Below are 22,497 nucleotides of genomic sequence, written 5' to 3'. Positions count from 1 at the left end.
TCCTCCAACACAATTTGAATCGCTGCCTTAATTCGGCTCAAATCACTAAAGTTCAGGTAGTGATCAATCACCACCGTCAACTTAAACGTACTAATAATAATTCCGCCTCATTCGAATCCAAGCGCGCAACACTCAACTCCCGGTGCTGGTACGTCTCAATCGCCAAATAATCTCACAATTCAAATGATAACAACTTCTGAATCATCTGCGCATGAGAGTAGTGCCCATCATAATACTTCCCGTGCAAATCAACCATTAAATACTTCAAATTAATGAATCTATATAGATCCGAAAGTCAATCTTATTCTTATCCATAGACCGACCCAGTAATTGTCTAAACTCATGATATATATCATAAAGTGCTTAGTGAGTCTTAGGAAACTGCGCACGAAAATATTCCTGCATACCTGCTGTTTGTTCCATCATAATTCGGTATCCTTTATGCGATGAATCAAGCCAAGATCAGGTTTCGACCCACTTAAGAAAGCAATATCTTCCTTTATAATACGAGCAGTACTGTCTAGATGTTCAGCTAAGGTAGAGATTGTTACCAGCCATCCCGGTCCAGCAATAAGCCAATTAATTAAAGGCGGTGAAGATTACTTGCTTTTTATAAACGTCTCATAGAATCCCTCTCAAACTTATCAATAAACAAACGCTTTCTAATCGAAGTCCAACAAAATATACTGTAATATAAAGTAACTTATTATAGTTTTAGCCAATAGTATTGTAAAGTTTATGTAAATTTTAAGGGTTAATTAAGAAAAAAGAGAAAAATGTAGTATCATAGTTTAAGTGAATAATAAGGATACATTAGGCGCATAGAATAAATTATTTCATTACTATATATAATTAAATATATATATTAATCGTTTTCAATGAGATATAAACGATTTTCCCCCTTTAAATACTATAGATTTATGCGTATAATTAAGGTAAAATTAAATAATCTATAAAAAAATATTATCAAAACTAGAAAAAATTAAATATTAACTTAATATCGAAGTGTTGATAATCTAATCAAGAGGAGCAAAAAGGATGAAATTTACCCGGAATGTTTTACTTATATTACTAATGGTTACCTCAACATTAAGTCCCAACCCGTTTGTATCCGCTCAGGAAGAGTCATCAGAATCTTCTGAGCATTTTTCAATGTTATTTATGGGAGTAGACACTGGAGACTTAGGAAGAGTGGAACAAGGCCGTTCAGATACAATAATGGTTATGGATATGAGTAAGGAAGAAGAAACTGGAATTCTTGCAAGTATTCCACGAGATGCCTATGTTGAGATTGAAGGATATGGATTGGATAAGATAAATCATGCATACGCCTTTGGTGGCGCAGAATTAAGCTTAAGCACAGTAAACAACTTCTTAGACACAAACATTGAAAACTATGTCGTAGTTAACATGGCTGGTCTAAAAGAAATTATTGATGCGGTTGGAACGATTGAAGTCACACCACCGAAATCATTCTCTATAAGTGGTTATGATTTCGTAGCTGGAGTAACAACCGAATTAGATAGCGATATGGCATTAGCTTATGCGCGTGAGCGTTATACATCTGGTGGTGATTACGCAAGACAAGAACGTCAACGTGAAATCGTACAAGCAGTGATGCAAAAAGCAACGGAGGTAGAGTCGATTCCAAACTATGTTAGTATGTTCAGTGCTTTATCAAATAACATCGAAACTAATTTAACCTTACCGCAATTATTAGAGTTATATCGAACCTACAATTCAAATATCGAAATTGAAACTTATCAATTAACGGGAACAGGTGAGATGATCGATGGTATTTACTATGACATCATTGATGAAAACTCATTAGCAGCTTTAAAAGAACAACTACATTAATAATAGAGAATAAATGAATTAAAATAGTAAAGTTGGTGACCGATTGGAAAAACAAAATTCAACCACTGTATTTGTTAAGTGGATTGAGAAAATGAACAACATTCAAAAAGCAATAGTCTGGTTACTCGCAGATTTCATTTGTCTTTGTATTGGATCAGCGAGCGCCTATATCTTTTACTGGAATATGATTAGCCCAAGATTAAAAGGGTACTTTCTTTTCACAATTGTAGCTTTTGTTATCTATATAATTGTCAGTCGTGTGTTTAAATTAAATATGCGGATTTATCGCTATAGTGGCGTACGAGATTTATTCTCTCTATTCATGGCATTCGTACTGAGTGGATCTTTAAGTGGTTTAATCACCATCTTTTTCGATTTTATAATTGCTTTACGCTTCATGGTACTTGCAGGGATTGTAGCCGGAATTATCGGTATTGGTTTACGTGTGCTTTGGCAGAATATCTACCTATTGAAAGATCAAAGTCGGCGTACCCAAGCGGAAGATATTAAGCAAATTATTGTGATTGGCGCAGGTGACGGTGGATCACTCTTCGTAGAGAATCACATACGGAATCCACAAGATACAGAAGTAGTGGCGATTCTAGATGAAAACCCCAAAAAACAAGGTAAAAGTATCTCGGGTATAAAAGTTGCGGGTGATCTATCACACTTGGAAGCTATTGAGAAAGACTACGACATTGATCGAGCAATTATTGCCATACCAAGTTTAACGCCCGAAGATTATGAACGAATCATTACTGAACTCAACAAATATGATATTAAACCCTATAAGATGCCTAAAGTTGAAGATGTCATTACGGGAGTTTATCAAATGAATCATGGTCCTAAAAAAGTAGATATTGGTGACCTCTTAGGAAGAAAAGAAATCCAATTGGATGAAAGTCATTTAAGAAAAGAAATTGAAGGCAAGACCATTGCGATCACCGGAGCTGGTGGATCCATTGGATCAGAAATCACTCGACAAATCAGTCGCTTTAATCCAAAACGTGTCCTACTCATTGGACACGGTGAGAACTCAATCTACTTGATCTATCAAGAACTTCAACAACTCGATACGATGACGGAATACGTTCCAGTGATTGCGGATGTGCAAGATTATGAGCGAATCTATGAATTATTCAAAGAAGAAGAAGTGGATATTGTCTATCATGCAGCAGCGCATAAACATGTACCGCTCATGGAATGGAACCCAGAAGAAGCCTTAAAGAATAATATACTAGGGTCTTACAATGTAGCTAAAGCCGTCGACCAAGCTAAAGTCGGTAAGATGGTGATGATCTCAACGGACAAAGCCGTTCGCCCACCGAATGTGATGGGAGCATCAAAACGTGTCGCCGAACTCATCGTCACAGGAATGAACAAACAAAGTGACTCGATCTTTTGTGCGGTTCGGTTCGGGAATGTGCTAGGGAGCCGTGGAAGTGTCATCCCACTCTTTGAGAAGCAAATTGCGGCCGGCGGCCCCGTCACAGTGACAGACTTTAGAATGACCCGTTATTTTATGACCATACCAGAAGCAAGTCGACTGGTTGTATTCGCTGGTGCACACGCAGAAGGCGGAGAAGTATTCATCTTGAACATGGGAGAGCCAGTCAAGATAGTAGACTTAGCGCGCAAGTTAATTCTACTTAGCGGCCATACGGAATCAGAGATTCCCATTGTGGAAGCTGGGATAAGACCGGGTGAGAAGTTATATGAAGAGTTGTTAACATCCGGCGAACTTGTCGAAGAACAAATTGATGAGAATATCTTTATCGGTAAAGTCGTGGACAAACCACTCAGAGAAACCGTTGAGTTTGTTGAAGGTCTAAATGACTTACACCCAAGAGAATTAAAACAGGCGATTATTGACTTCGCCAATCATAGTGCTGAATAAAATTAAGTTAGTGGAGGATATATGGAACAAGAAATTAGTTTATTAGATTTGTGGAATCTTTTTCGTAAGTACTTTGTAAGAATTGCTGGGATGACGATTATCGGTGCAGCATTAGCAGTGGCCTTTATGCTATTGTTTGTTGACCGGAAATATGAATCAGAGGCGCAATTATTAGTAAATCAAAGTAGCGGGCAAGAGACAGCCATGCAATATAGCGAGTTACAGTCGAATGTCTACTTAATTAATACGTATACGGATATTATTCAAGGAGATGCCGTGTTAACAGCAGTGAATGAGAGTTTGGGTAATCACTTTACGATTGGTGAGTTGAGAGATGCCATTAGTGTCACTCAATCTCAGAACTCACAAGCCTTCTATATCACTGCGACAATGGAGTCTCCAGTCGATGCACAAAACATAGTGAATAGTATCATTACTGAATTCGAGAATACCTTAATGGCGTTTTACGGTGATGATGTGACTGGTATTTATGTGATGTCCTCAGCATCCTATAACCCTAATTCGGTGTCACCAAGTATCATTATGTATGCCTTAATTGGGGGGATTTTAGGCTTCATTATTATGGCAGGTATTGCGTTAGTTAAAGAATTAATGGATACGCGCGTGAAGTCGGTTGATGACCTAACCAGCATGGGGCTGATTCGTTTAGGAGAGATCAATGAATTGACCAATGCACAAGTCAAGAAGAACCGTTATAGAATTGAATCAGATAATACACCGTTAAGAAGGAGAGTATAGAGATGTTTGGAATTGGAAACAAGCAGAAAAAAGCTGAAAAAGAACAGCGTTTAGGTGCACCTTTAATTACGTATTATGAACCGAAGTCAATCATTTCGGAACAATACCGTACCTTACGTACAAACCTTGAGTTCGCGCAAGTGGGCAATCAAGTCAAGTCGATTGCGATTATATCAAGTATGCCGATGGAAGGAAAATCAACAACTTCTGCCAACTTAGCTTATACCATGGCACAAACTGGGCGTAACGTATTGGTTGTAGATAGCGATCTACGCAAGCCCACTGTTCACCGGACGTTTAAGTTGAATAATGAACAAGGTGTAACAACCTTATTAGCGAATCCAGAATTAAAGTTTAATCAAGTGGTTCAAAAGTCTAAGGAATTAGGGTTATATTTCTTACCTTCAGGACCTATGCCACCCAACCCTGCTGAATTGATTGGGTCACCTCAAATGGCAAGATTAATGCAAGAATTGTCTAATAACTTTGATATGGTTATCTATGATACACCGCCTGTTAATTCAGTGACGGATGCTCAAATCATTGCGAGTAGAGTCGATGGTGTGATCTTAGTGGCTCGCCAAAACTTCGCACGTAAAGAATTAGTTAGAGAAGCCAAGCAAGCCTTAGAAAATGTTAAAGCAAATATATTAGGCTTTGTTATTAGTAATGTGCCTTTTGAAGAAGGAAAAGGGTATGGTTATTACGCGTATGGTTTAGAGGATGATGAGGCATGATCATCGACTTACATTCTCATCTCATACCTGGTGTAGATGATGGGGCTCAAACCATCGAACAATCAATTGAATTAGCCAGGCAAGCAGTTGATGAAGGAGTGGAACATATGGTTCTAACCCCTCATCACCGTAATGGTAAGTATATTAATTATAAGGCAGATGTACTTGGAGCAGCGAATGCTCTTCAAGAAGCATACAACCAAGCTAACGTGAATCTAAAAGTCTATGCTTCCCAGGAAATTCGTTTAACCGACAAGTTCCTGGATGATTTGTATAATGGGGAGTTATTATCGCTAGATGCCGTTGGAAAGTATTATTTGATTGAGTTTCCTTCAGATAGAGTACCTTCCAATGCTAAGCAAGTCTTACAAGAATTAATCGATGATGGGATTACACCCGTGATTGCGCATCCAGAAAGGAACCATGAATTATCAAGCAATCTATATCTGTTGTATGAACTAGTCCAGATGGGATGTTTATCGCAAATTACAACATCAAGTTATTCGGGCTATTATAGTGAGACACTCGTCGCGAACAGTCAACAAATGATTCAACATAATCTAGCTCACATATTAGCTTCAGATGTTCATCATATGAAGCACCGGCCAATGAATGTTCAAGTTGCTTTTGAGCGATTAGAGAAAGAATACGGACAAGAAGCTGTCCAATACTTTAAAGACAATGCATTTGATATCTTTAATGGAGATCGTTTGAATATAAAGAAACCAATTCAACCAAAGAAACCACGTAAGAAGTGGTTTGGGTTATTCTAGAATAAGGAGTAAGCGATGTATATTATCATAAAGAGAATGATTGATTTTATCTTATCATTAATAGCAATTATCATACTAAGTCCAATCTTTTTAGTGTTAGCAATATGGATCAAAATAGATTCTCCTGGCCCCGTATTCTTTAAGCAAAAACGTATTGGGAAAAATCGTACATTCTTTCAAATTTATAAGTTTAGAACGATGCGTTCAGATACACCTAGAGATACACCCACGCATATGCTGAATGATCCAGCATCGTTTATTACAAGGTCGGGACATTTTTTACGTAAAACAAGTCTCGATGAATTACCACAACTCATTAATATAATAAAGGGTGAGATGGCCATTATTGGTCCGAGACCAGCTCTTTGGAACCAAGATGACTTAGCAGATGAACGAGATAAGTATGGTGCTAATAGTGTGCTACCAGGACTATCAGGCTGGGCTCAGATTAATGGGCGGGACGAGCTTCCTATTCCAATCAAAGCTAAGCTTGATGGAGATTATGTGGAACGGATGAGTTTTGTTTTTGACATAAAATGTACCATTGGGACTATTATGAGTGTTCTTAAGAGTGATGGCGTTGTTGAAGGTGGAACTGGAAATGTTGAGAAAGCTAGAAAAAAATAGGATGATAAAAAGCTGGATACGAATGATTAAAGTACTAGCCAATTATTAAAAATAAGTGATTTAGGATTATTTGATAAATAATAAAGCAAAAAGTATACAAGGTGGATCTTAAAAGTGAAAAAAGCATTAATACTGACCTCTGTAGCATCTATGATAGAGCAGTTCAACATGAACAATATTAGAGAATTACAAAATTTAGAATATGAAGTGACAGTAGCTACTAATTTTCTTGAACCCGGAAATATACCGTTAGAAAAATCATTAAAATTACAGGATTTATTTAAAAAGAAAAATGTAAAAGTTATAAATTTAGAGTTTTCTAGGGCTCCTCTTAATAGTAATAATCTTAAAGTATATAAAAGAATAAAGAAATTATTAAAAAATGGAGATTATGACTTAATTCATTGTCAGTCACCGATAGGAGGAGTACTTACTCGACTTGCCGTGGCAAATAGTCGTCGTAAATTAGGGCATATTGTTTATACTGCTCATGGATTTCATTTCTTTAAAGGGGCAGCACTTATAAACTGGTTTATATATTATCCAATAGAAAGATATTTAGCAAAATATACGGATACATTAATTACAATAAATAAGGAAGATTATAAACGAGCTATGCATTTCAATAGTGGAAAAATTTTGTATATCCCTGGTATTGGTGTGGATTTAGAAAAAATTCGTTCTGTTGCTGTTAATAAAATTGAAAAAAAAATAGGATTAGGTTTACCAGAATCATCATTTATTATATTATCAGTAGGAGAAGTTAATAAAAACAAAAATCATGAGGTTATAATTAGAGCATTAGCCAACTTAATGAATGACAATATACATTATGTTATTTGTGGTAAGGGACCACTTGAAAATAAATTGATGAAGCTAAGCCAGGAATTAAAAGTCTCAAAAAAAATTCACTTTTTAGGTTTTAGAGACGATGTTCAAGAAATTTATAAAATTGCAGATGTCTTTGCATTTCCATCCAAAAGAGAAGGGTTAGGGATAGCAGCAATAGAAGCAATGGCTAGTGGGTTGCCAATTTTAACATCGAATGTACATGGAATAAATGATTATTCTATAAATGGATCTACTGGTTATAGTTACGACCCAAAAGATACAGATGGTTTTGCTAACGGAATCAGTAGACTATACTCTGATTATCATATAAGAGAATTCATGGGAAAAAATAACAAAAAGATAGTTGAGAAATTTAGTAGCAATAACGTCAATAAAGTAATGAGAGAAATTTATAAACAGTCGATTTAGCTAATATGATTTATAACAAAGAAAAAAGCGGTGAAAAAATGGAACCAATTAGAGTTTTACACGTTATAGACAGTCTCTCAAAAGGAGGCGTCGAATCATTTATAATGAATGTGTATAGAAAAATAAACAAATCAAAAATTCAGTTTGATTTCTTAATACGCAGAAATACAAATCTTTATGAAAAAGAAATATCAGAGTTAGGAGGCAAAGTTTATGTAGTGTCGGAGTTTCCAAAAAGAATCATAAAAAATTATTTGGAAACTCAATCTGTAATTATGGATAATAACTATCAAATTATACACGTACATGCAAACTCACTATTATATCTGGTACCTGTTATTATCGGAAAAAAAAATAAAATACCATCTGTAATTATGCATAGTCATAGTACTCAACCAGCATCTATGTATTATTTGCCTATCCATAAAATAAATTCATTTTATATAAATAAACTTACTACTAAGTTATATTCGTGTAGCAATGAAGCAGGTCAATGGATGTTTGGTAAAAATAAATATGAACTTGTAAAAAACGGAATTGATTTAAATCAATTTAGTTATAATTCAAATTACAACAAAGAAATAAGAAAAGAATTCAGTATTGCTGAAGACGAATTAGTTGTAGGGCATGTAGGTAGGTTCGTAGAAGCAAAAAATCATGATTTTATAGTTGATATTTTCAGGGAAGTTCTAAAACAAAAACCTAAATCTAAGTTGATTTTAGTAGGAAATGGAAAATTAGAAAACAAAATTAAAGAAAAAGTTAAAAAATATAAGATCCAAGATAATGTTATTTTTACAGGAATACGATCAGATATCAATAATTTTTTATGTGCGTTTGATATATTACTATTTCCATCTCTATTTGAGGGTTTAGGAGTAGTATTAGTAGAAGCTCAAGCCTCTGGATTGAATTCGTTAATTTCAGATTCAATTCCTCCAGAAGTAATAATCTTGGATAATGTTAATGTGATGCCACTCGCAAATACACCAGAAGAGTGGGCTAATGAATTAATAAATTTTTCAAATAAAACATTGAAAAGTGATATAAATGAAAAACTTACTAAAAGCGGTTATAATATCGAAACCACTGTTAAACAATTAGAAAATTATTATTTAAGTTGTATAGAAAAGAGTGACAAATAATTGGGTACAAAAATAAGTATAATTATGCCTGCTTATAATTCTGAACAATTCATAGAGGAAAGTATCGACTCGGTATTGAAGCAAACATTAAAAGAATTAGAACTGATAATTATTAATGATGGCTCAACCGACAGTACTTTAGATATCATATCGAAGAAGGCAAGGACTGATAAACGTATTAGGTTTATAACAATAGAAAACTCAGGCTCAGCAGTAGCCCGAAATTATGGATTAGAATTAGCTACCGGTGAGTTTATCGGTTTTGTTGATTCGGATGATCTAATTAAAAAGGATATGTTTGAAATATTGTATAAGGTTGCATCTGACAAAAAAAGTGAAATTGTTAGTTGTAGTTTTGAACATATTACATCAAATGGTGACAAAATACCTGAAGAAACTAAATTTTCTGAAGGATATTATGATAAAGAAAAGTTTGTGAATGATTTCTACCCAACAATTATTGGAAATTCTGAATTAAATAACTATTTCCCAAATAATTTATGGACTAAAATATATTCAAAAGATTTATTAAAAAAGAATAGCATTAAATTTAATCCAAAACTAAAATTTGCTCAGGATGTAGTATTTTCTACTAATGCTCTGTTAAAATGTAATAGTTTTTACTATATTCCAAATGAAAAATTATATATCTATAGATATAATAATAAATCTAAAACGAATTCTTATATTGAAAACTGCTGGAAACAGTCAAAGGTAATTAATACATGCTTTATTCAAATGACAGAAGGGTTAGATTACGATTTTTCTGTACAATTAGATTACCAAATAATTAAAAGTGTAATTTCAGCAATCAGAAATGAAGGAAGGAATGTTACTAGAGATAATTACCATAATCGATTAAATAATATTAATGAAATAATTAATGATAAAAAAACATTAGATTCATTATATAAAATTTCGCCGAAATACTTTAGTATATCCAAGAAAATAGTTTTTCATTTCATCAAACAAAAAAAGAAAAGCTTGTTGCTACTGCTATCAGCTTTTTATAATGTTTTTTGAGTTAAAATATTTTTGTTTAAAAAAACCTTGAAAACTATGAGACAATTACAATATTAAAGAAAAAAATATAATATATATCATCAATAAAACTATAAAAAACAAATCTACTGTTACTTTTTTAAGGTTTTAGAGACAAAAATCAAGATTTTAATTTATCTAATATATTCAATCATTGAATTAAAATGGTAATTAGCCAAATCATTAACTAAAAATAAAAGGAGAACATTGATGAATATCTTAGAACAAAATTTAATTTTTTTAACGATTGTAGCATTTTTTAATACTATTTTTTCAAAATATAAAGAAACAAGAAATATTCAGTTAATTATAAGTGTAAGTTCATTAGCGTTAATAAATGCTTTGAGATATCCTTTGATAGGGACTGACATGGAACGTTATAATCGATTCTTTAATTACGTTGGTCAGATAAGAGACATTAAATCATTTATGCATTATGATCAAGAAATAGGTTATAAAGCTTTACAGTGGATAATATATAATTTATTTGGAAATTTTCAATTATTAGTTGTGATTGTGTCGTTAATTTTTTTTATGTCATTCTATGTTTTTTTAAAAAGGTACTCGACAAATTATTACTTTTCTTTACTCTTATTTATAACATTAGAATTATATGATTTCACTTTTAGTGGAGTTAGACAAACGTTAGCTTTGGCATTAATTATGAGCTCGTATCATTTTGCGATAGAGAAAAAACCAGGGAAGTTCATTGTAACAACACTTTTGGCTAGTAGTTTCCATAGTACTGCTATTATATTTTTGCCAGTTTATTTTATATATAATTTCCGTTTGAAACAATCACATATATTTTTTCTGATCCCTTTTTTTGTGTTTTTTTATAATTCACGAGCTTTTATAGGTAGAATCTTTAATTTTATATATTACGATTCGTTTGAAACTTGGTATTCTTCACATTCAGGTTTTAGTACATTAGCATTGTTCTTGATAGTAATAGTAGTAATGGGTTTAACATTTGAGTCTCCGATGAGAAATAAGAATGATAGATTCTTATCAGGGTCAATTAACATAGTAATTATTTCGATTTTTATTCAAGTTTTAAGTTCATATGCATATTCGTTTACGAGATTAAACTATTACTTTTTAATTATAATTATTGTTTATATCCCAAGAGTCTTAACTTTAAATGGCAGTAATTATTCAATTTTTAATAATAATATCGAAAAAATTGTAAAAATTATTCTTTCATTTTGTATTATAATATCAATAATTTTATTTTACTTAAATGCTATAAAAATGGGAAATGTTAATGCTCTACCATATTATTTCTTTTGGAATTAACGTGAGCTATTTAATTGTATTGTTAGGGGGAGAGTTCAATTAAAAAAATACTTCAGATTGTGGGATCGCTGAATTATGGAGGGCTAGAGAAAATAGCAGTTAGCTATTTCGAAAATATAAAAAGTCACGATAATGAATTTACTTTTGTTGTTTTTGGTAATGAAGTGGGAGACTTAGAGAGTAGAATAGTAGAGCAAGGAGCAAAAGTAATTCATTTAGATCATCCACAAAATAATTATTTAGAATACTTGAAAAATATCAATAGTATTATTAAACAGATAGGGCCATTCGATATAATTCATAGTCATGTGCTATTTAATAGTGGTATGGTAATCAAATTAGCTCATCATAATAAAGTGCCAATTAGGATTGTTCATTCACATAGTGATAGGAGCCACGAGGAAAAAACTAAATTAAAGAAAGTTTATAATAAATTTTCCAGAATGCTTATAAATTTACATGCAACTGATACTGTTGCTTGTAGTTATAATGCTGGTAAATATCTTTTTGGAGAAAAAAAATTTAAAAAAGATGGACAAGTTATTGTTAATTCTATTGAAATTGAAAAATATTGTTTTGATCAAAGATTAAGAAATGATACAAGGAAAGAGTTAGGATTAGTAGATAACTTTGTATTAGGTCATACCGGATCTTTTAGTACTGCAAAGAATCATCTGTTTATTCTTGAAATTTTTGCTAAAGTCAAAGAAAAAAATAAAGCAGCAAAACTTTTATTAGTTGGGGATGGCCCAGAGAAAGAAGCTATAATTAATAGAGCAAAACAATTAAAAATATTTACTGACATAATTTTCGTAGGGAAAAAAGATTCCGTTGAAAAATATCTGATGGCAATGGATGTATTTCTGTTTCCTTCAAAGTTTGAAGGATTGGGAATTTCATTAGTAGAAGCACAAGCTGCAAATTTACCCTGTGTAATATCGGATGTAATACCAGAAGAAGCAATAATATCAAAGTATACTAAAAAAATTTCGAATCATGAAAATACTGAAGTATGGGTTGAAGAGATTCTGCGAATTAAAAATTTTAATAGAGATTACAAAAATAAAAAAATTAGGAAATATCAAACTAAAAATATGATTGACCAAATTTCAAAGCTTTATTTGTTGTCATAGAAATTCACATTTAAGACTATGAATATAGATTAATTATTTGATAGTAGTAACTTTTAATAAAAAAATATTTTTTACTAAATAAATATATATATTTTGAAAGAGAGGCATTTAATTGAAATATCTTTTAGTAAGTAGATTCAATGTTCCAAATATTGGAGATTTAGTAATTGCTAACAAACTCAGTGAAATTATTAGCAAATACGGTGAAGTAACTAAATATAATTTAACAGGAGATCCGTATAAGTTTAAAGATATAGATAGTGTAGAACCAACGAATTACTCATTTAAGTATGCAATTGTGAACTTTATTAGTAAAATCGGCTTGAATTTTTTAATTGATAAGTATATAAAATTAAAAACGAAGTATCTTAACATTCCAAGTATCAATAGTGTTGATAATGACAAATTCATTGACCAATTTGATGTAATAATAGTGGGCGGTGGGAATATGATAATGTCCATAAATGATGACGAATCAAATGTTTCGAACTTTGATAAATATGTTCAAATTGCTAAGAAAAATCATTTACCCTTATTTGCAATGGATATTGGGATTGGACCATTTCGTAATTCTTTCCATCTCAATTCGGCAATACAGTCTTTAAACGATTGTACAGTTATATCTTTTCGAGACAAACAGTCTTACGATTTATATATAAGTAATGGCGGCATTAAGGAAAAGGCAGAAATTTCAATTGATCCAGTATTCTTATATAAATATAAAAATGTTAAGGGAAACATAGAAGAAGCAACAGAACCAACTATAGGAATTAATATAATAGATAGTAGACATTTTAGAGATAAAAAAATAAATTATAAAGATACAGTTGAAAATTATCAAAGTTTAATAAATAGGTTAGGTCACGTATATAGAATAATTTTATACACCTCTACCAAGGAAGATCAAAGTGCACTTGATGATGTCTATAAAGGAATCATCAATAAAAAAAAAGTTAAAAAAATAAATATTAATGGTCTGAAAGATTTACTCAATTTATACGATGGAATTGATATATTAATTGGCACAAGAATGCATTCTATGATTATAGCATATACCAAGTATATTCCTGTTATTGGGTTATCATGGCAACCAAAAGTTGATGCGCTATTTGATATAATCGATAGTAGTAGTATGTTATTCAATTTTGGAAATTTATCAAATGAAATTTTAAATATCGAGAATTTAGTTAAAAAATTAAGTAATAATTTAAACTACGAGAATAAACAAATAAGTAATCAATTAAAAGTTATTAGAAGTAAAGCTAATATAAACGAAGAAATATTGTCGGACTTGAGCCATAAGAAAATTAATTATTGGGAAGAGAATTGATATGAACTCATATAAAAAATTATTAAATAATTCATTTGTATTTGCTATAGGTAGTCTTGGTAGTAAGATTATTAATATCATTTTAGTTCCTATCTATACATATTATCTTTCTGCTCAAGAGTATGGGAGTGTAGATATTTTAATCACCACTGTTTCAATGCTGCTTCCAATAGTGTCATTTAGTATGTATGACGCGGTTCTACGCTTCGCTATGAACAAAAATTCAAATAAAACTATAATTTTTTCAAACGCACTTTTCATCACTACTATTGGTTTAATTTTAAGCTTGAGTTTTTGGCCTTTTTTTAAATATTTCGGATTAGAAATAAATCATTTGCCATATTTTTATTTGATTTTATTTGGACAGGTATTTGAGAGGTTATTGGCACATTATGCAAGAGGGATTGGAAAGGTAAAAGTTTTCGCTTTGAATGGAGTTATACTTACTTTTAGTACAGGCATACTAAATATAATATTTTTAGTTTTTTTAAAATTGGGGATAGAAGGCTATTTATTATCTATGGTTTTTGCTTATACTATTACCATAAGCTATCTTATTTACAATATTAAACCATCAAATATAATAAAAATTAAGGTTATAAATTCAACTACAATCAAAAAATTATTAAAATATTCGGTTCCTCTAATTCCAAATGCTCTAATGTGGTGGATAATTAACGCTTCAAGTAGATATTTTATATTATTTTATGTGGGATTAAGCGCCAATGGTTTATTTGCTGTTGCTAGTCGAATACCAACATTTATAAATTTGATTAGTCAAGTTTTTTCTCAAGCTTGGCAATTATCTGCTATTGAGGAATATGAAAACCAAGGAAATTCTGATTTTTATTCCAAAATATTTCAAAACTTTATAAGTTTAATGTTTATTTCCTCATCTGTAATAATCTTGATTATTAAACCACTATTATATTATGTTTTTGCAGTAGAATACTATGAGTCGTGGAAAGTTGTTCCGTTTTTACTTTTAGGCGTGGTTTTTTCTTCCTTCTCAAGCTTTTTAGGAGCAATATTTATTGCGACTAAAGAGACAAAGGAAGTATTTAAAACTTCTATTTACGGAGGTATAGTGAGTTTATTGTTAAATTACATATTAATACCTATTTTTGGTTTAATAGGTGCTGGAATTGCATCAATGAGTAGTTTCTTTGTAATGTTTCTATTAAGATACGTCATAGTGAATAAATATATTTTTATTAAAATTGAATTAAAATTTTTAATAAACTATTTGATACTATTATCATTACAAATAATCGTATTATTTATAAATTTCTCACTATTACTTGAATTTGTGATTCAAATTATAATTGTCTTATATCTAATTTATTATAATAGAAAATTATTTTTAAATCTATTTAAAATATTATTAAATAAATCTACAAAATAATTTTAAAGAAATATATAAGGTAGTGATTTAAGTTTATTAGTCATAAAAAAGGTATCCGTAATAAGATTCACTAATTATTTCTGTAAAGAGACTTGAGATATATTATTGAAATTTATTACAGGAAAGTTTTAGAATCATTCACAGATGAAGGTGATTTACGAGCCGTCCGCTCCCTTCTACGAATTTGGCCCCTTTGTTTACATTCGGATTATCAGGGTGGTAAAGTGACGAGCTTAACGATTGATCCAAGTGTGGACATGGTCTATGCTCTGCGCGAGGATAGCTATATTAACATTAAGAGGAAGAATTTTCTTGTTAAAGAGTATTTGCATTTGTTGCTTGACTTATGGTAAATCACAAATTTCTGAGAAACTTACATTCACGGTTCGGAAGTTCCCGATTGGTGTTTGAGTAAATAGGCAGATGTAACTATAGATTACTTAATGATTCTAAGCGATACAAGTGATATTGATTTTAATAAGTAAGATTTGTTTAGTAAAGTCATTGGGTCCAGACAGATTTTATAGGTTTAAAGATCGGGATTCTTGATCTATTTACGAATAACCTAAGTTTATATAAATAATTAATGGCAATGGATTGCTACGAGTGGGAACATGAGATGCATAAAGATAAATGGCTATCGAGCTTTTATAAACAAGCAGCACATTTCTATACGCAACAAGAACGTATAGAAAAAAGTGCTAACGTTTGGGCTAAGGGCGGCTTATAAGCCTTTGGACAATTGATTTTTGAATCCGGTCTTATTTCATTCTATAAACAAGAATCAGGCATACCAGAGATTAGACTATCAACAATATCTTGAAGAAAACTGAATGGGTATATGAGTCCCGTCCAAGTGGTGGAGGTTACTGTAGTGCTGTAATTGGTATAGTGAATCCTGACTTTAAGGAGTATATTAAAGCACAGATTGTTGCCAACTATTCGAGTAAATATCCTGATTATAAGGATGTCTATGAAGTGAATTTTTGTCAGACATAGGATGGTGCCCGGTTTGTTAATCTAAATGGGTTTGAATAAGCATGAAAGCAATTATGTTTGCAGTAGGTTATGCAACCTGACTTTTCCCATTAATGAAGAATCAACAAATGCCTTTACTTGAAACTGGTGGCAAAAGTATCTTAAATCTTATCATTAAGAAGTTGAATCAAGTTGAAGTGCTAGATGAGGTCTATATCGTGATGAATGAGAAGTATTCAGCCACTTTACCGATTGGTTTAATCAAGCGAATTAATGTGTTAGTTAACCGTTTTTAATGATGGAACATTATCGAATGAAACGGTTTTTGCTGCAATTGGAGATATACAGACCTTGATTGATAATTAACAAGTTAATGATGACTTAATGATTGTCGTCGAAGATAATTTATTTGGCTTTGAATTAACTGACTTTATTAATCTCTACAAAGAGAAGCAAGAGAAAATTATTAGTCTATATAATCGAGGGGTTCCAGTTCAATTAATTCGTGGTGGTACATCAGATATTGATACTGAATGTAAGGTTATTGGCTTTGAATAGAAGCCAGCTGAAGTAATCTTTCTATATAGTGTGCCGACGTTTTATATTATTAAGCAAGAATATGTTAGTTTTTTAATTACCATATTCATGCTGGTAATAATATCGATGCTAAAGATAATTTCATCCCTTATTTGTTAGAACATGCTAATGTGTATGTCTATATATTCGATGAGTATCGATACAATAATCGGGCATTTGAGAGTTATGAAACTGTGTAGGAATTTTTTATCAAAGTACAAGTTAGTCTATATAATATAAGTGTGAGTCATTTATATTATATAGTTTTTTTATTGGAAGAAGGGTATTGATAATGTAAATCACAATGTTATAAGGATGGTTATAAAATTAACAATTTATTATATGTGTTAATCTGTATATAAAAATATTGATTGTGGAAACTAATTTTCTTTTAAAGGAGTAACGAATGAATATAACAGTCGTAGGTTTAGGATACGTGGGATTATCTAACGCTGTCTTACTAGCCCAACATAACAATGTTAGAGCTTTGGAGATTGTCCAAGCCAAGGTTGATTTGATTAATCAAGGACAGTCACCAATTAAGGATAAAGAGATTGAAGACTTTCTAGCGAATGGAAAGCTTCAACTGGAAGCAACGATTGATAAGGATTATGCTTATGGGCATCAGCCGGAATTTGTTGTTATTGCTGCACCAACAGATTATGATGATGAGAATGATCAGTTTAATACAGAGGCATTGGAAAGTGCGTTAGAGGATGCATTATCTTATGCGCCTGAAGCAACCATTATTATTAAGTCAACGATTCCTGTTGGCTATACTAAACGGATTAACAAGAAGTATCAGACTGAGCGGATTGTATTCTCACCTGAATTCTTACGTGAAGGTAAGGCATTATATGATAACTTACATCCTTCACGTGTTATTGTCGGTGAGGTGTCTGAGCGTGCTCAGAAGTTTGCGGACTTGATGGTTGAAGGAGCAGCTGATAGTTCAGTAGATGTCTTATTAATGCCTTCGACTGAAGCAGAAGCAGTGAAGTTATTCTCTAATACTTACTTAGCTTTACGTGTGTCTTACTTTAATGAATTAGATACGTATGCTGAGTCTAAAGGGTTAGATACTAACTCAATTATTGACGGTGTTAGCCTAGATCCCCGTATCGGAGACTATTATAACAACCCTTCTTTTGGTTACGGTGGTTACTGTTTACCAAAAGATACTAAACAGATGCTTGCGAACTATAGGGATGTGCCAAACAATTTAATTCGTGCGATTGTGGATTCTAACGTAACACGTAAAGAGTTCATTTCGAGCCAAATATTGAAACAGGAGCCAAAAGTTGTCGGTATCCATCGTTTAACAATGAAGACAGACTCTGATAATTTTCGACAAGCAGCGATTTTTGACATTATGAAGCAAATTCGTGCTGAAGGTGTTGAAGTGGTCATTTATGAACCAACGATTAAAGAAGAAACCTTTGAAGGGTATAAGGTTGTTAATGACTTATCGGCATTCAAATTAATAACAAGCAGTATTTTAGCGAACCGTATATCCGAAGATATTCAAGATGTGAGCCATAAGATTTATACACGTGATGTATATAATAATAATTAGATTTATTTGTAATATTAATTTATGGGGCTTCATTTTTTGTGAAGTTCCTTTATTTTATAGTTATTAAGAAGGAGAATGATTATGTCAAAAGTACGTAAGGCAGTGATCCCAGCTGCTGGATTGGGAACACGTTTTTTACCTGCAACAAAAGCGATTGCGAAGGAGATGCTTCCAATCGTAGATAAACCAACGATTCAGTTTATCGTTGAGGAGGCGATTGCTTCAGGGATTGAAGATATTATTGTAATCACTGGTAAAGGCAAACGTCCAATTGAAGATCATTTTGATGCGAATTTTGAATTAGAGTATAATTTGCAAGAAACGGGTAAGGATGAATTGCTTGCCTTAGTGGAAGAAACAACGGAGATTCGACTGCATTTTATACGCCAGAAACGCCCTAAAGGTTTAGGGGACGCAGTCTATCAAGCACGCTCATTCGTTGGTAATGAGCCATTTGTGGTCATGTTAGGGGATGATATCATGGTCGATGATGTCCCTTTGACCAAGCAATTGATTGATAATTATGACAAGATGAAAGCATCCACGTTAGCTGTTATACCAATACCCCATGAAGAGACGTCTAAGTACGGTGTGATTGATCCGACATCTGAAGTAGAAGAGGGAATCTATGCGGTTAACAGCTTTGTTGAAAAGCCTGAGCCTGAAGATGCACCAAGTAACCTAGCCATCATTGGTCGTTACTTATTGAAGCCAGAGATATTTAATATTCTTGAAACGCAAGCACCAGGGCGAGGTGGTGAAGTACAATTGACAGATGCAATTGATACTTTAAATCAGACGCAACGTGTCTTTGCCTTAGAGTTCAAAGGGAAACGTTATGATGTAGGAAATAAATTAGGGATGTTAGAGGCTAATATCGAGTATGGGCTACAACATCCGGAACTGAAGGATGGATTGAAGGATTATTTGATGAGAGTTGTGGAACGCTTTTAATTACAGTAGAATTTTTGTTAGTGTTGGTGAGAGAGATCCTTTCATTAACACTTTTTTATTATTTCTATGTAAGAAACATATAATACATGTAAGTCATTTATATTGTGTATATCGTTCATAGGGCAGATTTATTTTGTTATAATGGGGTAAGTCTTAGTTAGTAAATAAATTGGGTTAGGTGAATTGATAATGAAGAAAGTTCTAATTACAGGAAGAAATAGTTATATAGGGAATAGGCTTGCTGCATGGTTAGCTCTCTGGCCAGAAAAGTATCAAGTTGATAAGGTATCCTTGCAAACTGATAAGTGGCAAGATATCGACTGGAGTGGTTATGATTCAATTATCCATGTGGCGGGGATAGCACATAATTCATCAAATAAGTCATTAGAAAATTTGTATTATTCAGTCAATCGTGATCTAACTGTGCAAGTGGCCAGCAAGGCTAAAAAAGAGGGTGTAAGGCATTTTGTTTATATGAGTAGTATGATTGTCTTTGGGACTGATCAAGCTGCTATTAGACAAGATACAGTGCCTCAGCCAGATAATTTCTATGGGGATAGTAAGTTGCAAGCTGAGCGCGAGTTAGAGCGATTGGAATCCGAGGATTTTCGAGTGGCTTATGTTCGTCCGCCAATGATTTATGGGCATGAATCGAAAGGGAATTATCCTAGACTTTCTAAGTTAGCTAAAGTTACACCACTTTTCCCTGATTATGATAATAGACGTAGTATGTTACATGTAGATAACTTATCAGAGTTTCTAAGGTTAGTTATTGATAACCAGGACCGAGGTTATTACCATCCTCAAAATGTAGATTATGTCACAACAACGGATCTTGTTAAAGAAATTGGGAAGATATCCAATCATCGTATAGGTGTGACCAAGTTGTTTAATCCGTTGATTAAAAGCATGATGGGCATCAATGTCGTTAATAAAGTTTTTGGTGACTTGTATTACGAACAAGCAATGAGTGAGTATCATACAAATTATAATGTCAGAGGTTTTAGTGAGTCTGTGCGAGAGACGGAGTTGAGTTAGTAGAGTATTTTTTGAGGGAGAGTGGTATCTTAATCCTCCTTTTTTTGTATTCACTTCTGAAGAAATTTTGTTATTTTATGGTTCTACGATTTATGATATCAGTGAGATTAACTCACCAACATCATAAATTGAAGAACTCTATTTGATTTTCATAAATTTTATTTCATAATCGTGAGATATGACTTGTAATTATATTTCAAATGTTTATAATAAATTAAAGAAAGCGCTTCACTAATTTGGCGTGTAATTATAGTTAATCAGAAAGGAATGAAAGTGTATGGAGAGAAAAGGAAGTATGTCGGGTGTTTTGAAGGCGTTAGGGGTGTTTATGTTAGGTTTGTCACTTCTAATTACTAGCTTGCCAGTAGTGCAGGCTGAAGATGATTTCAAGTTTGGTCTAGAAATGTTGTTGTCTGATCACAAAGATTTACTTGAAGGGAAGCGAGTGGGGCTTGTAACGAATCCTACCGGAGTTGACCAGGATTTAAATACAACTGTTGATTTGTTATTTGAAGATTCTGATATTAAATTAACCGCTTTATATGGTCCAGAACATGGGGTTCGTGGGAATGCTGAAGCGGGGGAGTATGTTGAGTTTTATACGGATCCAGAAACAGAATTACCAGTATATAGTTTATACGGGGAGACACGTAAACCAAGTTCAGAGATGTTAAAAGATGTGGATCTACTCGTCTTTGATATTCAAGATGCGGGGGTAACTTATTATACTTACGTTTGGACGTTGTATAATATTATGGAAGCAGCCTCTGAAGAAGGGAAGCAAGTGGTCGTACTTGACCGTCCGAACCCGTTAGGTGGAGATTTAGTTGCAGGTCCAGTAGTTGTTGAAGAAGAACATTCTTCTTTTGTTGGCTTGAAGGATTTAGCGTTAGTTCACGGGATGACTTTTGGAGAGTTAGCACAGTATTTTAATGGGGAATTTGATTTGGGTGTTGACCTAGAAGTGGTTGAAATGCAAGGTTATGACCGAAGTGAATCTTATGCTGAACTAGATATTCCATTCGTAATGCCATCACCCAATATGCCAACAACCGATAGTATAGATGTTTACCCAATTACCGGATTATTTGAGACATTCGTGAATGTTTCCGAAGGTCGAGGCACAACAAAACCATTCCAATTGGTTGGCTCGGACTTTGTGAATGGTAAGGAATACGCCCAAGCATTGAATGACCTTAACTTAAGTGGTGTTAAATTCAGAGCAGCTGCCTTTACTCCCGCTCCTGGACAAAAGCTTGAAGGGAAGCTCGCTGAGGGGGTCGAAGTTTATGTGACAGACCGTGAAGAATATGATCCACTTTATACGGGTCTATCAATGATTCACGTGTTGAATAATCTATACCCAGATGAGATTGAGTGGCGTGAAGATCAATGGCTAGCTAAATTAACTGGTAAGTCGTCTATTGAAGAGGACTTGAAAGCAGGCCAGCCAGTGGAAGAAATCATCGCAAAATGGGACGAAAAATTACTATCATTTAAATCAACTCGTGAAGAATATCTTATCTACCCAAGTGGTGAAGAATAGACTATATGTGAGCACCTCCTTAGAAATTAATCTAGGGAGGTGTTTTTTACGTAAGGATGCTTTTACTCAAAGGAAGTCGCACTAGGCATAAAATAGATATTTTAGAAAAATAATGGTATCAAATTATAGTTAATTTGTTTGGTGTAAAGGAATTCTACATAGTTCATGATTATAGCGACTAGATAGCCCCAGTTGTTTGGACTTTAGCTCTACCAAGTGCGGAGAAAAGCTATTTCTAATCAGAAGGTGCTCCACCATTACTGGAAGAGATAGGGCGACTTACTTGATATTCTTTTAGCATAATTCTGCCTCAAATAATGTTTAATAACTATATAATTCCAACTATTTGTTAGAAGACATAATAATGAAATAGATAGAAATGATTTCTTATTAATGTAAAATAAGGGGCTTTTATTGAATATTACGTAGTAGCTTGCACTACCATAATGAAATGTCAGCTTGGGGTGGATGATTGAATTGGTCAAGCTGATGTTAGTCTAAATATGGGACATGTTAAATTGGGAGTTTAATGTATACTAAACATAAACCAATTGAACGGATGGAGT

At 32.9% G+C, this 22,497-nt stretch carries 20 protein-coding genes; all 20 read left to right on the top strand.

The genetic code is table 11. The annotated features are described in order from the left end of the window. Positions 1 to 1,038 precede the first annotated feature (1,038 nt). The 20 genes from ACEN31_RS03485 (at position 1,039) to ACEN31_RS03390 (ending at position 21,931) form a co-directional block, all read left to right on the top strand. A complete protein-coding gene (locus ACEN31_RS03485) occupies positions 1,039 to 1,857 on the top strand; it encodes an LCP family protein (protein ID WP_407108642.1) in 819 nt (272 codons plus the stop codon). 91 nt (positions 1,858 to 1,948) lie between these two features. Next, positions 1,949 to 3,754 carry a polysaccharide biosynthesis protein gene (locus ACEN31_RS03480; protein ID WP_407108648.1) on the top strand — a complete coding sequence of 602 codons (1,806 nt, stop codon included), beginning with the start codon at positions 1,949 to 1,951 and terminating at the stop codon, positions 3,752 to 3,754. A 21-nt stretch (positions 3,755 to 3,775) separates the two neighbouring features. Further along, positions 3,776 to 4,513, top strand: a complete 738-nt coding sequence (locus ACEN31_RS03475) for a YveK family protein (protein WP_407108641.1) — start codon at positions 3,776 to 3,778, stop codon at positions 4,511 to 4,513. Between the two features lie 2 nt (positions 4,514 to 4,515). Next, entirely contained in the window at positions 4,516 to 5,250 is a 735-nt protein-coding gene (locus ACEN31_RS03470; RefSeq protein ID WP_407108640.1) for a CpsD/CapB family tyrosine-protein kinase, read from the top strand. Then, positions 5,247 to 6,023, top strand: a complete 777-nt coding sequence (locus ACEN31_RS03465) for a tyrosine-protein phosphatase (protein WP_407108639.1) — start codon at positions 5,247 to 5,249, stop codon at positions 6,021 to 6,023. Before ACEN31_RS03470 ends, ACEN31_RS03465 begins: the two co-directional genes overlap by 4 nt. 15 nt (positions 6,024 to 6,038) lie before the next feature. Continuing rightward, the gene (locus ACEN31_RS03460; RefSeq protein ID WP_407108638.1) at positions 6,039 to 6,650 is read left to right on the top strand and encodes a sugar transferase; all 612 of its coding nucleotides are present in this window, start codon (positions 6,039 to 6,041) and stop codon (positions 6,648 to 6,650) included. A gap of 114 nt (positions 6,651 to 6,764) precedes the next feature. Next, positions 6,765 to 7,910 carry a glycosyltransferase family 4 protein gene (locus ACEN31_RS03455; protein WP_407108637.1) on the top strand — a complete coding sequence of 382 codons (1,146 nt, stop codon included), beginning with the start codon at positions 6,765 to 6,767 and terminating at the stop codon, positions 7,908 to 7,910. Between the two features lie 38 nt (positions 7,911 to 7,948). Then, a complete protein-coding gene (locus ACEN31_RS03450) occupies positions 7,949 to 9,055 on the top strand; it encodes a glycosyltransferase family 1 protein (protein ID WP_407108636.1) in 1,107 nt (368 codons plus the stop codon). After that, positions 9,056 to 10,078: a glycosyltransferase gene (locus ACEN31_RS03445; protein WP_407108635.1), complete on the top strand. Its 1,023-nt coding sequence runs from the start codon at positions 9,056 to 9,058 to the stop codon at positions 10,076 to 10,078. A gap of 228 nt (positions 10,079 to 10,306) precedes the next feature. Further along, positions 10,307 to 11,395: an EpsG family protein gene (locus tag ACEN31_RS03440; protein ID WP_407108634.1), complete on the top strand. Its 1,089-nt coding sequence runs from the start codon at positions 10,307 to 10,309 to the stop codon at positions 11,393 to 11,395. Between the two features lie 59 nt (positions 11,396 to 11,454). Beyond that, positions 11,455 to 12,528 carry a glycosyltransferase gene (locus ACEN31_RS03435; RefSeq protein ID WP_407108633.1) on the top strand — a complete coding sequence of 358 codons (1,074 nt, stop codon included), beginning with the start codon at positions 11,455 to 11,457 and terminating at the stop codon, positions 12,526 to 12,528. Between the two features lie 112 nt (positions 12,529 to 12,640). Further along, complete coding sequence (locus tag ACEN31_RS03430; protein WP_407108632.1) at positions 12,641 to 13,858, top strand: polysaccharide pyruvyl transferase family protein; 1,218 nt, start codon at positions 12,641 to 12,643, stop codon at positions 13,856 to 13,858. Position 13,859: 1 nt separating this feature from the next. Next, the gene (locus tag ACEN31_RS03425; protein WP_407108631.1) at positions 13,860 to 15,263 is read left to right on the top strand and encodes a lipopolysaccharide biosynthesis protein; all 1,404 of its coding nucleotides are present in this window, start codon (positions 13,860 to 13,862) and stop codon (positions 15,261 to 15,263) included. 586 nt (positions 15,264 to 15,849) lie between these two features. Next, the gene (locus ACEN31_RS03420; protein ID WP_407108630.1) at positions 15,850 to 15,993 is read left to right on the top strand and encodes a hypothetical protein; all 144 of its coding nucleotides are present in this window, start codon (positions 15,850 to 15,852) and stop codon (positions 15,991 to 15,993) included. A 361-nt stretch (positions 15,994 to 16,354) separates the two neighbouring features. Then, positions 16,355 to 16,537 (top strand): hypothetical protein, encoded by a 183-nt coding sequence (locus ACEN31_RS03415; protein WP_407108629.1) that lies wholly within the window; start codon positions 16,355 to 16,357, stop codon positions 16,535 to 16,537. Positions 16,538 to 16,625: 88 nt separating this feature from the next. Then, positions 16,626 to 16,799, top strand: a complete 174-nt coding sequence (locus ACEN31_RS03410) for a hypothetical protein (RefSeq protein WP_407108628.1) — start codon at positions 16,626 to 16,628, stop codon at positions 16,797 to 16,799. Positions 16,800 to 17,223: 424 nt separating this feature from the next. Further along, entirely contained in the window at positions 17,224 to 18,393 is a 1,170-nt protein-coding gene (locus ACEN31_RS03405) for a nucleotide sugar dehydrogenase (protein WP_407108627.1), read from the top strand. Positions 18,394 to 18,474: 81 nt separating this feature from the next. Beyond that, complete coding sequence (galU, locus tag ACEN31_RS03400; protein ID WP_407108626.1) at positions 18,475 to 19,347, top strand: UTP--glucose-1-phosphate uridylyltransferase GalU; 873 nt, start codon at positions 18,475 to 18,477, stop codon at positions 19,345 to 19,347. Positions 19,348 to 19,536: 189 nt separating this feature from the next. Beyond that, positions 19,537 to 20,385 carry an NAD-dependent epimerase/dehydratase family protein gene (locus tag ACEN31_RS03395; protein WP_407108625.1) on the top strand — a complete coding sequence of 283 codons (849 nt, stop codon included), beginning with the start codon at positions 19,537 to 19,539 and terminating at the stop codon, positions 20,383 to 20,385. A gap of 277 nt (positions 20,386 to 20,662) precedes the next feature. Continuing rightward, complete coding sequence (locus ACEN31_RS03390; protein WP_407108624.1) at positions 20,663 to 21,931, top strand: exo-beta-N-acetylmuramidase NamZ domain-containing protein; 1,269 nt, start codon at positions 20,663 to 20,665, stop codon at positions 21,929 to 21,931. The last annotated feature ends 566 nt before the right edge of the window (positions 21,932 to 22,497 follow it).

The sequence above is a fragment of the Ruoffia sp. FAM 26255 genome (assembly GCF_045528525.1).
Classification (GTDB): domain Bacteria; phylum Bacillota; class Bacilli; order Lactobacillales; family Aerococcaceae; genus Ruoffia; species Ruoffia tabacinasalis.
This window is presented reverse-complemented; position numbering and strand designations above follow the sequence as displayed.